The organism is Nocardia sp., from assembly GCF_025465275.1.
Taxonomy (GTDB): Bacteria; Actinomycetota; Actinomycetes; order Mycobacteriales; family Mycobacteriaceae; genus Nocardia.
This window is the reverse complement of sequence record NZ_JAODNK010000027.1, coordinates 40914-55128: the sequence shown is the minus strand read 5'-3', so window position 1 is coordinate 55128 and position 14215 is coordinate 40914. Positions and strand designations below refer to the sequence as shown.

At 65.7% G+C, this 14215-nt stretch carries 12 protein-coding genes and 2 tRNA genes; 8 read left to right on the top strand and 6 right to left on the bottom strand.

Annotation, left to right across the window (positions count from 1 at the left end; all coding sequences use genetic code 11):
* Positions 1-187: 187 nt before the first annotated feature.
* Positions 188-1366, bottom strand: coding sequence for an MFS transporter (locus tag JWN03_RS06730; protein WP_297611281.1), 1179 nt, complete (start codon positions 1364-1366; stop codon positions 188-190).
* A 325-nt stretch (positions 1367-1691) separates the two neighbouring features.
* On the opposite strand from JWN03_RS06730, the gene JWN03_RS06725 reads away from it, so the two are divergent.
* The 4 genes from JWN03_RS06725 to JWN03_RS06710 all read left to right on the top strand — a co-directional run bounded on the left by JWN03_RS06725 (position 1692) and on the right by JWN03_RS06710 (position 4306).
* Positions 1692-2465 (top strand): fumarylacetoacetate hydrolase family protein, encoded by a 774-nt coding sequence (locus JWN03_RS06725; RefSeq protein ID WP_297611278.1) that lies wholly within the window; start codon positions 1692-1694, stop codon positions 2463-2465.
* A 13-nt stretch (positions 2466-2478) separates the two neighbouring features.
* Positions 2479-3951, top strand: coding sequence for a glutamate--tRNA ligase (gltX, locus tag JWN03_RS06720; protein ID WP_297611276.1), 1473 nt, complete (start codon positions 2479-2481; stop codon positions 3949-3951).
* 136 nt (positions 3952-4087) lie between these two features.
* Positions 4088-4162 (top strand) — tRNA-Gln (locus JWN03_RS06715).
* Between the two features lie 71 nt (positions 4163-4233).
* Positions 4234-4306: transfer RNA gene (locus tag JWN03_RS06710), tRNA-Glu, on the top strand.
* 80 nt (positions 4307-4386) lie between these two features.
* Here the strand turns inward: JWN03_RS06710 and JWN03_RS06705 are convergent.
* Positions 4387-4890 carry a PPOX class F420-dependent oxidoreductase gene (locus tag JWN03_RS06705; RefSeq protein ID WP_297611273.1) on the bottom strand — a complete coding sequence of 168 codons (504 nt, stop codon included), beginning with the start codon at positions 4888-4890 and terminating at the stop codon, positions 4387-4389.
* A gap of 173 nt (positions 4891-5063) precedes the next feature.
* On the bottom strand, positions 5064-5765 hold the full coding sequence (locus JWN03_RS06700; RefSeq protein ID WP_297611270.1) for an IclR family transcriptional regulator: 702 nt from the start codon (positions 5763-5765) through the stop codon (positions 5064-5066).
* Positions 5766-5899: 134 nt separating this feature from the next.
* Between JWN03_RS06700 and leuC the strand changes: the two genes are divergently transcribed.
* The 3 genes from leuC (at position 5900) to JWN03_RS06685 (ending at position 8774) form a co-directional block, all read left to right on the top strand.
* Positions 5900-7324, top strand: coding sequence for a 3-isopropylmalate dehydratase large subunit (leuC, locus tag JWN03_RS06695; protein ID WP_297611267.1), 1425 nt, complete (start codon positions 5900-5902; stop codon positions 7322-7324).
* Between the two features lie 40 nt (positions 7325-7364).
* Complete coding sequence (leuD, locus tag JWN03_RS06690) at positions 7365-7973, top strand: 3-isopropylmalate dehydratase small subunit (RefSeq protein ID WP_297611264.1); 609 nt, start codon at positions 7365-7367, stop codon at positions 7971-7973.
* A gap of 156 nt (positions 7974-8129) precedes the next feature.
* Positions 8130-8774 carry an HU family DNA-binding protein gene (locus JWN03_RS06685; protein ID WP_297611261.1) on the top strand — a complete coding sequence of 215 codons (645 nt, stop codon included), beginning with the start codon at positions 8130-8132 and terminating at the stop codon, positions 8772-8774.
* Between the two features lie 210 nt (positions 8775-8984).
* On the opposite strand, the gene JWN03_RS06680 is transcribed toward JWN03_RS06685, so the two are convergent.
* The 3 genes from JWN03_RS06680 to cofC all read right to left on the bottom strand — a co-directional run bounded on the left by JWN03_RS06680 (position 8985) and on the right by cofC (position 12870).
* Entirely contained in the window at positions 8985-9947 is a 963-nt protein-coding gene (locus JWN03_RS06680; RefSeq protein ID WP_297611258.1) for an NUDIX hydrolase, read from the bottom strand.
* On the bottom strand, positions 9944-12139 hold the full coding sequence (locus JWN03_RS06675; RefSeq protein WP_297611256.1) for an RNA degradosome polyphosphate kinase: 2196 nt from the start codon (positions 12137-12139) through the stop codon (positions 9944-9946). Before JWN03_RS06675 ends, JWN03_RS06680 begins: the two co-directional genes overlap by 4 nt.
* A 62-nt stretch (positions 12140-12201) precedes the next feature.
* Positions 12202-12870: a 2-phospho-L-lactate guanylyltransferase gene (gene cofC, locus JWN03_RS06670; protein WP_297611253.1), complete on the bottom strand. Its 669-nt coding sequence runs from the start codon at positions 12868-12870 to the stop codon at positions 12202-12204.
* A gap of 317 nt (positions 12871-13187) precedes the next feature.
* On the opposite strand from cofC, the gene JWN03_RS06665 reads away from it, so the two are divergent.
* Positions 13188-14183: an NAD(P)H-dependent glycerol-3-phosphate dehydrogenase gene (locus tag JWN03_RS06665; protein ID WP_297611250.1), complete on the top strand. Its 996-nt coding sequence runs from the start codon at positions 13188-13190 to the stop codon at positions 14181-14183.
* Positions 14184-14215 lie beyond the last annotated feature (32 nt).

Below are 14215 nucleotides of genomic sequence, written 5' to 3'. Positions count from 1 at the left end.
GGATGCCCCTCAATCACCGAGGCGCACACCGTAATTACCGCCGAGTACGGTACTAACAGGGCGATTCGGACTGTCGATCATCGAAACCAACTGCGGCAGTGAGACATATCGCATTCATGCATTCGGATGCGAAAACGTAACGGGTGCAGGTCTTCCGGATTTGCCGGATATCAGCGGTTCGTTCTACTCAGCGGGATTCCCTGGGTACCAAGGGGACTGCGGCCGCCGCGACCACCGCCGCCAGCAGGTAGGTGATCGAGAAACCGGAGACGGTGATGAGCGCGCCGAAGGCCGGGGCGACGGCGGCCATGGCCAGATTCTGACCCGTGTTCTGGATGCCCAGGCCGCGGCCGGACCAGTACGGGCCCGCGATCTCGGCCACCGCGGTGAAGGCCAGGCCGTTATCGGTGACTGTGATGACCGAGGCGGCCACCAGAATGGGGATGGCGGCCCACCACCAGTGCGCCCAGGACGCTAAGGCCAAGGCGGCCATGGAGATTGCGGCCGCGATGGCCACGGTGCGCAGCGGGCCCAGCCGGCTCGCGACCCGATCGGACCAGATGCCCGCGCCGATACGCCCTCCCGCGCCCAGGATTTGGGTCAGGGTGACCAGCACCCCGGCCGCCGCCAGCGACCAGCCGACGTCGCGATGCAGCCACAGCAGCGCGAAGGTCCACAGGGCGGCCTGCGGAATGCACAGCAGCACCGATACGGCGTGAATGCGCCACAGCGTGGAATCGCCGCGGTAGGGATTCGTGGGACGGCCTGTGTCCCCGGTGGATTCGGGCCGGGGCGGGTCGACGATGCCGAACAGGCAGGCGACGGCGGCGGCCCCCGCCATCAGCGCGGGCACCAGGATGGCGGTCGAGAAGCCGTGTGCCGCAGCGACGGCCGGAATGGTCAGCGCGCCGATGGCGACGCCCAGCGGCTGCGCGGTCTGCCGGATGCCCATGGCCAAGCCGCGCTGATCCTTCGCGAACCAGCCCACGATGACCCGGCCGCTGGCGCCGTTCGTGCTGGCAGCGCCCATACCGCCGAGGAACAGCAGCGCGCCCAGCGCGACGTAGTTCGTGACGGTGGCGGCGGCCACGCCGGCGATCAGCATCAGCGCGGGACCGGCGACCAGCACCTTGTGCTCACCGATGCGGTCGACCACGTAACCCCAGGCGATCAGCGTGCACACCAGGCCCAGCGTGGGCATGGCGACCAGCAGACCCGCGGTGGCCAGTGACAAACCGCGATCGGTCAAGGCAGGCAGCAGGAATGGCGTGCCGTTGATGAAAACTGCGCTCGAGCCCTGCGCGAAGACGCCGAGGCCCAGCATGCGCCACCGTTTGGCCGATCCGATGTGTGTCACGGTGGTCATGGTATTCGCCTCGTATCTCAATATATGGAACTTAGTTCCTACTCTTTGAAATCGGATCATACGGTACATCTGAGGCGCAGGACTACTTCCGAGGGGAGCTGTTTATTTGCTCACACCCGTTTCGGGTATTCACGGGGGCCCGATTTGGGCCGAGTTGTCTTGCGTACAAGGGCTTTCCACATTTTCGGCGAGGCGATGCGGGGGCGAATGCCGCACCCTCTCGGCGTGCTGCCCGACGAGGTGCCCGGCACCGTGCCGACCGCCCCTCGTGCCCCGCGGTCGGGCGCGTTCGGGCAGGTGGAAGCCGGTCGATAGGATGCCAGCCATGCGCCTAGGTCGAGTTGCCAGCCCAGATGGGGTCGCTTTCGTCAGTATCGAAGGAGACGGCGGTGACGCCGTGGTCCGCGAGATCGCCGAACATCCGTTCGGCAATCCGACGTTCACCGGCCGCAGCTGGCCGCTCGCGGACGTGCGACTGCTCGCGCCGATCCTCGCCAGCAAGGTGATCTGCATCGGCAAGAACTACGCGGCGCACGCCGCCGAAATGGGCGGACCGGCCCCGGCCGATCCGGTCATCTTCATGAAGCCGAATACCTCCATCATCGGCCCGAACGTGCCGATCATGTTGCCGCCCAGCTCCTCTCAGGTGGATTACGAGGGTGAACTGGCCATTGTCATCGGCCGCCCCTGCAAGGACGTGCCCGCCGCCCGCGCGCACGAGGTCATCCTGGGTTACACGGTCGCCAACGATGTCACCGCGCGCGATCAGCAGCGCCACGACGGTCAGTGGACCCGCGCCAAGGGCTACGACACCTTCTGCCCGCTCGGCCCGTGGATCGAGACCTCGCTGGACGCTTCGGATCTGGAGATCGTCACCGAGCTCGACGGCGAGGTCAAACAGCGCAGCCGGACTTCACTTCTGCTGCACGATATTCCGAAGCTGATCGAATGGGTGACCACCGTGATGACGCTGCTGCCCGGCGATGTCATCCTCACCGGCACTCCCGAGGGTGTCGGCCCGATCCAGGCCGGTCAGAACGTGTCGGTGACCGTCGAAGGCATCGGCACCCTCACCAATCCCGTTGCCGCCAAGCGCTGATCGAGAGAGAGACATGACTGAAGTTCGGGTCCGATTCTGCCCGTCTCCAACCGGCACACCGCATGTCGGCTTGGTCCGGACCGCTCTGTTCAATTGGGCGTACGCCCGCCACACCGGCGGCAAATTCGTCTTCCGTATCGAAGACACCGATGCCGCACGGGATTCCGAAGAGTCCTATCAGGCAATCCTGGATGCGCTGCGGTGGCTCGGCTTGACCTGGGACGAGGGCCCGGAAGTCGGCGGTCCGTACGGCCCGTACCGGCAATCACAGCGTCGTGACATTCATCTCGATGTGGTGGCGCGGCTATTGGCGGCGGGGGAGGCCTACGAATCCTTCTCCACCCCTGAGGAAGTCGAGACCCGGCACAGGGCCCTCGGCCGTGATCCCAAACTCGGCTATGACAATTTCGATCGCGATCTGACGCCCGAGCAGATTGCCGCCTACAAGGCCCAGGGACGCCCGGCGGTCATCCGGCTGCGCATGCCCGCTCACGACCTCACCTGGCACGACCTGGTGCGCGGTGAGACCACCTTCCGGGCCGGCACGGTTCCGGACTTCGCACTTACCCGCGGTAATGGCGATCCGCTCTATACGCTGGTAAACCCCGTAGACGATGCGCTGATGAAGATCACCCACGTGTTGCGGGGCGAGGATCTTTTGTCCTCCACGCCGCGGCAAATCGCGCTCTATGAGGCCATGCAGCGTATCGGCGTAGCCGAGCGCACGCCGGAGTTCGGGCATCTTCCGTTTGTCATGGGACAGGGCAACAAGAAGCTCTCGAAGCGTGATCCGGAGTCGAATCTCTTCCATCACCGCGACCGCGGGTTCATTCCCGAGGGTTTGCTGAATTATCTGGCGCTGCTCGGCTGGAGCATCGCCGATGATCATGACGTCTTCTCCATGACGGAGATGGTGGCGGCGTTCGATATCTCGAAAGTTAATTCGAACCCGGCCCGTTTCGACCAGAAGAAGGCCGATGCGCTGAACGCCGAACATATTCGGTTGCTGGAGTCGGGTGATTTCGCTCACCGACTGCGTGAGTATCTCACCGAAAACGGCCATATCGGCGCGGAGATCGATGAGAAGCTCTTCGCAACAGCCGCAGATTTGGTGCAGACCCGCATCGTGGTTCTGGGTGATTCATGGGATCTCTTGAAGTTCTTGTTCGTACCCGAAGAAGAGTTCGCGATCGACCCGGCCGCAGCGGAAAAGAATCTCGGTCCCGATGCGGTTCCGGTATTGCAGGCGGCCGTGACGGCGCTGGATAGCATTTCCGAATGGACGGCCGCCGCACTCGAGGAGTCACTCAAGGCGGCACTGATCGACGAGCTCGGTCTCAAGCCGCGCAAGGCATTCGCACCCGTGCGGGTGGCGGTCACCGGATCGCACATCAGCCCGCCGCTGTACGAGTCGCTGGAACTGCTGGGCCGTCAGGTGTCCATGGATCGGCTGCGCAGTGCCCTGGCGGCTGGGTCTGCCTCCTGACGTTGGTCGCGAAGAGGTCGAAAAACGGCCTCTGACCAGCCGATTTGTATAAGACCCGCATCGGCCTGCTAATCTCTTCTCGGCTCGCAAAGCGGTCGGGAAGCTCCTCTGGGAGCAGGCCGAATGCCCGGGTCATTGGGGTATGGTGTAATTGGCAACACAGCTGTTTCTGGTACAGCCATTCTAGGTTCGAGTCCTGGTACCCCAGCCAAGAGAGCTTCACGGCTCTCTTTTAGTTGGAGATTCGGTGGCACTGCCACCACAAAATTCACCAACAATCCTGGTCCCGTCGTCTAGCGGCCTAGGACGCCGCCCTCTCAAGGCGGTAGCGCGGGTTCAAATCCCGTCGGGACTACAAAGCGAAGGGCCCCAGCCGATGCGGCTGGGGCCCTTCGCTTTTCTCCGTACTCGGACCCGCTGTCCAGCGCGTATGTACTAGTCCAGCGCGCCGGCGGTGCTGCCGCCCAGCGGGATCGCGGGCATACCGAGTTTCCGGTGGTCCCAGCTGCGCACGCGCTCGGGCACGATGCGAATCGCGATGCGCTTGTTCAGCATCTGATCCACGAACGGCTTCATCTCTTCGCTGTAGGGCCCGGTGTAGCGCTCCCACACACTGATTCCGACCTGGAGCAGCGCGTCGGGATCGGCCTCGATGATCTCCGCGCGGCCCTCGATCGACAGCCCGCGCAGCTGGTCATAGGTATCGCCGGCCTCGACCAGCACGGTCACCCGCGGATCGCGGCGCAGATTCACGGCCTTCTGCGATTTGGCCTTGGTCTCGAACCAGATTTCGCCGTTGATCAGGCCGTACCACATGGCGGTCAGGTGCGGGGTGCCCGCGGGACCGAGGGTGGCAAGCGTGGCGATTCGGCTGCGCTGCAGGAATTCCGCGATCTCCTGGTCGGACATCGTGATCTGAGCGCGTTGATTAACTCCCATCAGCCGACTGTAATTTACGGCGTATGAGCCGGGTCACAGCCCCTGCGCGGGAGCTGTTCGGGCCGCCGTACACCCGCTGTGCGGCCCTGCTGTAAGCCCCGCTGTGTGGCGCCAAAATGCCGACGCCCCCACCGGATTCCCGGCGGGGGCGTCAAAGCCGCTGTGCGAGGCCGTCAGAGGCGTTTGTGGAGGGCGTCCGCAGCCGCCACGAGGTCGGCGGCCCAGCGGGCGCCGGGCCGGCGGCCCATGCGATCGATGGGTCCGGAGACCGAGACGGCCGCGATCACGGTGCCGCCGGCCTCGCGCACCGGCGCGGACACACTGGCCACGCCCGCGGCGCGTTCGGCCGCGCTCTGCGCCCAGCCGCGGCGGCGCACCTCGGCGAGTGCGCGTTCGCCGAATACCGCCTCCGGCAGCACGGTCCGCTGCAATTCGGGATCGGCCCAGGCCAGCAGGACTTTGGCGGCCGAGCCGGCGGTCATCGGCATGCGCGCGCCGACGGGCACGGTGTCGCGCAGTCCGGACGCCGGTTCCATGGAGGCCACGCAGACGCGGGCATTGCCGTCCCGGCGGTAGAGCTGCACGCTCTCTCCGGTGATCTCGCGCAGGCGCGGCAGGATGGTGGCGGCGGCGTCCAGCAGCGGGTCGCTGGCGGTGGTTGCCAGCTCCGACAGGGCCGGGCCCGGCCGCCACAGACCCTGGCTGTCGCGGGCCAGCATCCGGTGCGTTTCCAGGCCCACGGCCAGGCGATGGGCGGTGGCCCGGGGCAGGCCGGTGCGGGCGCACAGGTCATTGAGGCCGCAGGGTTGCTCGGCGACGGCGTGCAGGACCGCCATGGCTTTGTCCAGAACACCGATACCGCTATGCTGTCTCATAGAACGATATTAGCGTCTCGCATGCTGGGAATTGCAAATAGCTCCCGGCACCCGGACCTTCCGGTCCAGCGCGGCGCGCTCCCCGCGTCAACAGCCCGGGCGCGGGTTATGTCCTATCGAGAGGTGATGGAGATATGGCCGATCGGCCACGCACTCTGGCGGAGAAGGTCTGGGAGCAGCACGTCGTCGTACAAGGTGATGGCGAAGGCGCGAACCGCGAACCCGACCTCATCTACATCGATCTGCATCTGGTGCACGAGGTGACCAGCCCGCAGGCCTTCGACGGCCTGCGCGCGGCCGGTCGTCCGGTGCGCCGCCCGGACCTCACCATCGCGACCGAGGACCACAATGTCCCGACCGTCGATATCGACAAGCCGATCGCCGACCCGATTTCGCGCCTGCAGGTGGACACGCTGCGCCGCAACTGCGAGGAATTCGGTATCCGCCTGCACCCGATGGGCGATCTCGATCAGGGCATCGTGCACGTGGTCGGCCCGCAGCTGGGCTTGACCCAGCCCGGCACCACCGTGGTCTGCGGTGATTCGCACACCTCCACACACGGTGCATTCGGCGCGCTCGCAATGGGTATCGGCACCAGCGAAGTGGAACACGTTCTGGCGACGCAGACTTTGTCGCTGCGGCCGTTCCAGACCATGGCCATCAATATCGACGGCACCCCGCCCCCCGGTGTCACCTCCAAGGACGTCATCCTCGCGGTCATCGCGCAGATCGGCACCGGCGGCGGCCAGGGCTATGTGCTCGAATACCGCGGCGAGGCCGTGCGCGCCATGTCCATGGAGGCGCGGATGACCATGTGCAACATGTCGATCGAGGCGGGCGCGCGTGCCGGCATGGTCGCGCCGGACGAGATCACCTACGAATTCCTGAAGGGCCGCCCGCACGCCCCCGAGGGCGCGGACTGGGATGCCGCCGTGGCGGCCTGGGAAGCCCTGAAGACCGACGAGGGCGCGGTTTTCGATACCGAGGTGCATATCGACGCCTCCACGCTGACCCCCTTCGTGACCTGGGGTACCAACCCGGGACAGGGCCTGCCGCTGGGTGACTCGGTGCCGGACCCGGAGCAGATCTTCGACGAGAACGAGCGTCAGGCTGCCGAGAAAGCACTGCAGTACATGGACCTGACGCCGGGTATGGCGCTGCGAGATGTCACCGTGGACACCGTTTTCGTGGGTTCCTGCACAAATGGCCGCATCGAGGATTTGCGCGCCGTGGCGGACGTTCTGAAGGGCCGCAAAGTTGCCGAGAGTGTTCGCATGCTGATTGTGCCGGGCTCCATGCGCGTGCGGTTGCAGGCGGAAAAGGAAGGCCTGGGCGAGATTTTCACCGCGGCGGGCGCGGAATGGCGGCAGGCGGGTTGCTCTATGTGCCTGGGTATGAACCCCGATCAGCTTTCGCCCGGTCAGCGTTGCGCTTCGACCTCGAACCGGAACTTCGAAGGGCGACAGGGCAAGGGCGCTCGAACGCATCTGGTGTCGCCGCTGGTCGCGGCCGCCACCGCGGTGCGCGGAACCCTGTCCTCACCGGCGGATCTGAACTGATTCAGCTCCCTTCGGCCACATAGACATCAGGAGAATCACGATGGAAGCCTTCAAGCTCCACAAGGGGATCGGTGTCCCGTTTCGCCGATCCAACGTCGATACCGATCAGATCATCCCGGCCGTCTACCTGAAGCGCGTTACCCGAACGGGTTTCGAGGACGGACTGTTCGCGGCATGGCGAACGGATCCGAACTTCATTCTGAACGCCGAGCCCTACAACCGCGGCAGTGTGCTGGTCGCCGGTCCGGATTTCGGTACCGGTTCCTCACGCGAGCATGCCGTTTGGGCGCTGAAGGACTACGGGTTCCGGGTGGTGATCTCCTCTCGCTTCGCCGACATCTTCCGCGGAAACGCCGGTAAGGACGGGCTTCTGACGGCGCTGATGGCCCAGAGCGATGTGGAATTGCTCTGGAAGTTGCTCGAGGAACAGCCGGGTCTGGAATTGGAAACCGACCTCGAGGCGCGCACCGTCACGGCCGGAACCGTTGTGTTGCCGTTCAATATTGACGACTACACACGGTGGCGCCTGCTGGAAGGTCTGGACGACATCGGCCTCACTCTGCGGCGCCACGACGAGATCGACCAGTTCGAAAACGCAAGGCCGACTTGGAAACCCAGGACCATTCCGGCCCGTATTTCGCAGACGTAATCATTGGGGGGCGTTAGCTGAACGCCCCCAAACGCGGTAGCTGGTCGTGTGCCATCTCTCATCAAAATGGGTGTGGCAGATAGACTCTTGCCCAAAGAAGGTTTACCGTGGTACCTAGTCGGTCCGACGACGGGCCATTAGTCTGCGGAGGATTCAATGAACAAGGCGGAACTGATCGATGTTCTGACCGAGAAGTTGGGTACTGACAGGCGCACGGCAACTGCTGCAGTTGAGCAGATGGTCGACACGATCGTGCGTGCTGTGAACAAAGGTCAGAGTGTCACTATCACGGGATTCGGTGTCTTCGAACAGCGTAAGCGCGCCGCTCGCGTCGCTCGGAACCCGCGCACCGGTGAAACCGTCAAGGTGAAGCCGACTTCGGTGCCGGCCTTCCGTCCCGGTGCTCAGTTCAAGGCGATCATCGCCGGCAAGCAGAAGATCACCGCGAGCGGCCCGGCCGTGAAACGTGGTGTGGCTGCTCCGGTGTCGGGTAAGCCCGGCGCCAAGAAGACCACGGCGAAGAAGACCGCGAAGAAGGCTGCGACCAAGGCTCCGGCCAAGACCACGGCCAAGAAGGCAGCTACGAAGGCTCCGGCCAAGAAGACTGTTGCGAAGAAGGTCGCGGTCAAGAAGGCCGTCGCGAAGAAGGCTCCGGTCAAGGCCGCTGCCAAGAAGACCGTGGCCAAGAAGACCGCGGTCAAGGCCAGCGCGGTCAAGAAGGTCACTGCGGCCAAGAAGACGACCGCGAAGAAGGCTCCGGCCGCGAAGAAGACTGCCGCGAAGCGTACTGCCCGTCGCTGACGGGCTCGAACAGCCCGTCGCTGACGGGTTTTCGACGCAGCACGACATGTGAGACGGCCCGGCACTGCCGGGCCGTTTCGCATGACCAGGCACGAAAAGGCCCTGAGGGCGGGAGAACCCGGCCCCCAGGGCCTTTTTGCGGGACGAAATAGGGCGCTGACGGGCCCGACATCAATTGCCGCACAGTTATAGTGCGAAATCCCCGTGGCGCTATTTACCTAGCGTGGAATGGTCGACCGGTGTCAGTGCCCGGTCGATATGGTCGGCCGCGACCAGGCGGCCCTGGTGTACCGAAAGCACCCAGACACTGCCCTTGCGATTGCGGGCCGATGGCAGGGTGACGCCGTCCTTGTCGGCCCACCACCCGAGCAGCTCCGGAATCACCTTGCCCTGACTGCAGATCACCGGCACCGACTGTGCGGACACCAGGTCGCGCAGGCGTTTGCGGGCCGCGTCCGGGGCAGCGGCATAACCGGATTCGGAGAACTGCGGCTCCAGTTCGATGTCCACGCCCACGGCTTCCGCGAGCGGAGTAACGGTTTGGACACAGCGCAGCGGTGGGGCCGAATGGATTTCGTCGGCGCCGAAGGCGAGCAGATTCGGCGTCAGTGCGCGAGCCTGTGCGCGACCGGCCTTTTCGAGCGGCCGCTCGTCGTCGGCATCATCGGAACGGTCGTGACGGCCGGCCTTGGCGTGGCGAACCATGAGCAGTGTGGCCGTATCCGCCGGTAGCCGAAGGAAATTGCGCACCATGTGGCGATCCATGGGGTAGGACAACGCATCCATCAGCCCATCGGTCCGATGCCACTGGAGCACATCGACTTCCGCATTGGATTCGAAGGCGCCGCCGAGAATCTGTGCGGCCCAGTAGTCGACGCGCTTGAGCTTGCGATGGCCGGTCACCGGATAGGTGACGTGCCCGAGGTAGCGGCCCAGGCGGGACCGGATCCCGGTCTCCTCGGCCACTTCCCGTACCGCGGCGACGAGGGCGGTCTCACCGGGATCCAGTTTGCCCTTGGGCAGCGACCAGTCGTCGTACTTGGGGCGGTGTACGAGGGCGATTTCGACCGCCCCGTCGTCCGCGTAACGCCACAGCACCGCACCCGCTGCCGGGATGTTCGCTTTGACCCTGGGGTCCGGGAACTCGGCAGCGGGTGAACTCTTGGGACTCACGGGCGATCCGGTCGTCGCAGTCGCATGAGGTAGTCCTGGTGGTCGCGAATCTCTTCGCCCGCGATATCGGGATCGGGCTGGGCCTGCCAGCCGCCGTCCGGCCCCAGCACCCAGCAGCGGGTGGTGGGATCGAGCGCCGAGTCGAACATGCCGCCCAGCTGCCCGGACAGGCGCGGATCCTTCACCTGCGCCAGCACTTCCACGCGCCGATCCAGATTGCGGTGCATCATGTCGGCGCTGCCGATCCAGTACTCGTTCTGCGCCTGGAAGTGCAGTACCCGCGAATGTTCCAGGTAGCGGCCGAGAATCGAGCGCACCTCGATATTGTCGCTCATGCCGGGCACGCCCGGTCGCAGTCCGCAGATGCCGCGCACCACGATCTGTACCGGCACGCCCGCCTGGGAGGCCCGGTACAGCGCGTCGATGATCTCCTCGTCGACGATGGCATTGGCCTTCAGCCTGATTCGCGCCGCCTCGCCCGCGGCGGCCAGTTCGACCTCGCGTTCGATGCGTTCGATGATGCCGGCGCGCACGCCGATCGGGGCCACCAGCAGGTTGCGGTAGTTGGCTTTTCGCGAGTATCCGGTGAGCGAGTTGAACAGATCGGTGAGGTCCGCGCCGATCTCCGGTGCGGCCGTGAGCAATCCGACGTCCTCGTACAGCCGTGCGGTCTTCGGATTGTAATTACCGGTGCCGATGTGGCAGTAGCGACGGATGGTGGCGCCCTCGCGCCGCACCACCAGGCAGGTCTTGCAGTGCGTCTTGAGCCCGACGAGGCCGTACACCACGTGTACGCCCGCCTGCTCCAGTGCGCGTGCCCATTTGATGTTGGCCTGCTCGTCGAAGCGGGCCTTGACCTCCACCAGAGCCACCACCTGCTTACCGGCCTCGGCGGCGTCGATGAGGGCATTGACGATGGGGGAGTCGCCGGAGGTGCGGTACAACGTCTGCTTGATGGCCAGCACCTGCGGATCGGCGGCCGCCTGCTCGATGAAACGCTGCACGCTGGTGGAGAACGAGTCGTACGGGTGGTGCACCAGCACGTCGCCCTCGCGCAGGGCCGCGAAAACGTTTCGGGGCGTTTCCCGTTCACCGAAGGCGGGCGGGGTGACGGGCACGTACGGCGCATCCTTGAGGTTGGGCCGGTCCACGCCGTACACCTGCCACAGGCAGGACAGATCGAGCAGGCCGGGCACCTGGATGACATCGCCGGGATCGACATCCAGTTCGCGCAGCAGCAGATCGAGCATGTGCTCGGTCATATCGTCCGAGACTTCCAGCCGCACCGGGGTTCCGAAGCGGCGGCGGGCGAGTTCGCGTTCCAGGGCCTGCAGTAGGTCCTCGTCGCGATCCTCCTCGACCTCCAGGTCGGCGTTGCGGGTGATGCGGAACGAATGATGTTCCACCACTTCCATTCCCGGGAACAGCTGATCGAGGTGAGCGGCGATCAGTTCTTCCATCGGGAGGAAGGGCGCGAGCGGCGCACCCTGTGCCGCAGCGGAATCCCGGGTGGCGGGGGAGCGGCGCACCCGGACGAAGCGGTCCACATTGTCGGGCACCTTGACGCGGGCGAAGTGCTCGCCACCGGTGACCGAATCCTTAACCGTCACGGCGAGATTCAGACTCAGGCCGCTGATGTACGGGAACGGATGCGCGGGATCGACGGCCAGCGGGGTCAGCACCGGGAAGACCTGATCCTGGAAATACCCGGAGAGCCGCTGCTTTTCGTCCTCGGCGAGATCGTGCCAGCGGACGATGGCGATGTTCTCGGCGGTCAGCGCCGGCAGCACCTGGTCGAGGAAGACCTGTGCGTGACGAGCCGCGATCTCCTGGGTGCGGGCCGCGATCATCTCCAGCTGCCCGCTGGGTGAGAGGCCGTCGGCCGAGCGCACCGATAATCCGGTTTCCGCACGACGTTTCAATCCGGCGACCCGGACCATATAGAACTCGTCGAGATTGGACGCGAAAATCGCGAGGAATTTAGCGCGCTCCAACAGTGGCTGCGAAGTGTCTTCGGCCAGCGCCAGCACGCGGGCATTGAAATCGAGCCAGCTCAGTTCCCGGTTCAGGTAGCGGTCCTGTGGCAAACGTGTAGTTGCCGAGGCCGTGGGCGGTGGGGTTGCCGCGGGCGGGGCCGCGGGTAGTAGCGGCGGTTGCTTGACGGTGTCCGTATCGCTCACTCTCACGATCATTCCTTATGTCGTGGGCGGGGTGCCGTTCTGACACCGTCCATTGCAGCGCAGATCACGCCCGGTCAGCACAGTGAGGAACTCGTCCGATGCACTTGTTTCGCTTCCCGACACGCCCGAGACACGCCGATTTCACGCAGCAGCGTTCCGGTGGCCTCACCGACCCCGAGCGCGGCGGCGCGATCGAGGTCCTCGGCGGTGTCGACATCCTGGCGGAGACCGGGCCAGTCGCCCAGCAACTCCACCGCACCCGCCGCAATGTGGCGGCGGGCCGAATCCGGTCCGAAGAGCGGATCGAGCGTCGCCGTGCGGTCGCGGACGAGCAGGGCGACGGTGCCGCTGCCCTCGTGATCGGTGACCACCGAGCGGGACGGCCCGGCGGCGGCGAGCATGTCGGACAGTTCCTGTGTGCGCAGTGCGGGCAGATCCGCTTGCAGGGCAAGTAGATCGACCGCGCCGTGCCGGTGCCGGGCCGCGGCTGCCCCGGCCGACAGCGCGGCATTCAGGCCACCGGGACCCAGCGGTTCCGGATGGACGTACGCGCCGAGGCTGCGCACCAGTTCGGTGACCACCGGATCCGGGGTCACCACGGTCACCGAGGCGATCTGCTGCGTCGAGACTGCCGCGCGCACCGTATCGGTGAGCATGGCCAGCACCAGCCGTGGCCGATCCTGCGGAGGCAGGCGATCGGCGAGCCGGCTCTTGGCCAGCTCGAGGTTCTTCACCGCAATCACGGCGTGAACTGTGTTTATTTTGCCCTCCGCTTCGCTCCGGGCGGATTCGCGGCCCTGCAAGCTCGGTCTTCCCTCCTCCGCTCCTCCGCTGCGCTCCCCCGCTCCGTCAGTCCAGACCGAGCCGGGCCGCGAATTATGGGTGCCGATGCGCCAGGGCGTGCACATGTCCGAATCCTCCCACTCCAATATGACGGCGAAGTGAGCGGCCGTCCTTGGAAGTCGATAACCCGTGCGCGGCGCCATCGCTTCCCGAGTCTCTGAGTACCCGCTGTGCGGTGCTCGGCGCGGTGGATTTCGCGCGCGCATATATTGGCAGGATGGCTAGGGCTGCGGTGTTGGGAGCGGGTTCTTGGGGGACCGCGTTCGCGAAGGTGTTGGCGGAGGCTGGAACCGAGGTCACCATGTGGGCTCGGCGGCCGGAAGTGGCGAAGGCGCTTGCCACCGAGCATCGCAATCCCTGGTATCTGCCGGACGTCGAGCTGCCGCCGATCGCGGCGACCGACGATCACCGCATTGCGCTGGCGGGTGCGGACATTGTGGTGCTGGCGGTGCCGTCGCAGTCGCTGCGCGCCAATCTCGCCGAGTGGCAGGGCGATATCCCCGGTGACGCCACGCTGCTGAGCCTGGCCAAGGGCATCGAGACCGGCACGCTGCTGCGCATGAGCCAGGTGATCGCCGAAGTCAGCGGCGCCGATCCGAGCCGGGTAGCGGTGCTGTCCGGGCCGAACCTGGCGCGGGAGATCGCCGATCGGCAACCGGCCGCCACCGTGGTCGCCTGCACCGATACCGCGCGCGCCGAGGCGGTGCAGCTGGCCAGTGCCACCGGATACTTCCGGCCGTACACCAATGCCGATGTGATCGGCTGCGAGATCGGCGGCGCCTGCAAGAACGTGATCGCGCTGGCCTGCGGTATCGCCTCCGGAATGGGATTGGGCGACAACTCGATTGCCAGTCTCATCACCCGCGGGCTGGCCGAGATCATTCGCCTCGGCGTCGCGGTGGGCGCGGAACCGGTCACCCTCGCGGGGCTGGCCGGGGTCGGCGATCTGGTCGCCACCTGCACTTCGCCCTTGTCGCGCAATCGATCCTTCGGGCATGTGCTGGGCGCGGGCGGGACCATGGAATCCGCGCAGCAGGCCACTCATGGGCAGGTCGCCGAGGGTGTGAAGTCCTGCACATCGGTGCGGGCGCTCGCCGCAAAGCACGGGGTGGAGATGCCGCTGACCAATGCCATGCACCAGGTGTGCCATGAGGGTCTGGCCACTTCCGAGGCGGTCGGGCAGTTGCTGGGGCGTCGGCTCAAACCGGAGTGACCACGTAACCGCGGCGGCATCCGCGCCCGATA